Origin of the sequence: Bradyrhizobium sp. 134 (assembly GCF_023074155.1) — a bacterium.
In the GTDB taxonomy this organism is placed as follows: Bacteria; Pseudomonadota; Alphaproteobacteria; order Rhizobiales; family Xanthobacteraceae; genus Bradyrhizobium.
Genome location: NZ_JADPKX010000066.1, coordinates 1 through 1057 on the forward strand (window position 1 = coordinate 1; position 1057 = coordinate 1057).

2 protein-coding genes are annotated in these 1057 nt (G+C 61.3%); one reads left to right on the top strand and one right to left on the bottom strand.

Annotated features, from left to right (window positions below):
- Nucleotides 1-660, top strand: a 660-nt coding sequence (locus IVA75_RS24995) for an IS701 family transposase (protein ID WP_247359516.1), incomplete at its 5' end; no start/stop codon positions are given.
- A 218-nt stretch (nucleotides 661-878) separates the two neighbouring features.
- On the opposite strand, the gene IVA75_RS25000 is transcribed toward IVA75_RS24995, so the two are convergent.
- A partial coding sequence (locus IVA75_RS25000) for a transposase domain-containing protein (protein WP_247282315.1) occupies nucleotides 879-1057 on the bottom strand: 179 nt, incomplete at its 5' end.

The window sequence follows — 1057 nt, forward strand, 5'->3', positions numbered from 1 at the left end:
ATGATCGCACGTGCGATAGCCGCGTCTGTACCATTCAAGTGGGTTGCCGGTGACACGGTCTACGGTGTTGGCGATATCGAACAGCAGCTACGGCGGGCAGGCAAAGGCTATGTGCTCGGGGTCAGCAGCTCTCATGTCGTCCGATCCTGGGGCAAGCGACAGCCGGTCGCCGGCAAGGCCGAAGACATCGCCCGGACGCGGCGCCCGTCCGACTGGAAGCGCTTGTCGGCGGGAGCCGGAACCAAAGGACCGAGGCTGCATGACTGGTGTTATCTCGAACTGGCCGATCTCGAGGTCGAGCAGTTCAACAGCGCAAATGATGGTTTATGGACGCGCGGTCTGCTGATCCGTCGCCATATCGCCGATGGCGATCTCGCCTTCTTCACCACCTGGTGCCCAGCGGGAACATCCATTGAAACGCTGGTCGCGGTCGAAGGCCATCGATGGGCGATCGAGGACAGCTTTGAAACCGCGAAAAACGAGTTCGGGCTCGATCACAACGAGAGCAGGTCCTGGCATGGCTGGCATCGCCACGTGTCCCTGGTGATGCTCGCCTTCGCCATGATGGCGGCGATCCGCCATCGCGCCAATCCGCCACCGCCCAAAAAAACCAAACGCCGCCCCCCGGCAAAAGCCAAAGCACACCCACGCCGCCGCTGATCCGTTGGTCAATCCAGGAAATCCGCCGCATCGCCATCAGGCTTGCTCGAAAGCGGATCCAACCCGCGCATGTCATCGCATGGTCATTCTGGCGCAGAGCTCACCAGGCTGCCGCTCAGCGCGCGCATCTCAAAGCAAAACGGCAACTGTAATGCTAGCAGCGGCAAGAGCAGCATCAATCCGGCAGAGGCGAGCAGCGTAAGCGCTTAGCCGCAACCCTATTGAGGCTGGCTTGACGTTTTGCGGAATCGCCACGGCATGAGGTCTTCGATGCGGCTATGGGGATGGCCGTCGATGATCGTCTCGAGTGTTTCGGCGATGTAGGCGGCCGGGTTGACGTCGTTGAGCTTGCAGGTGGCGACGATCGAGGCGAGCAAGGCCCAGTTTTCGGCTCCGA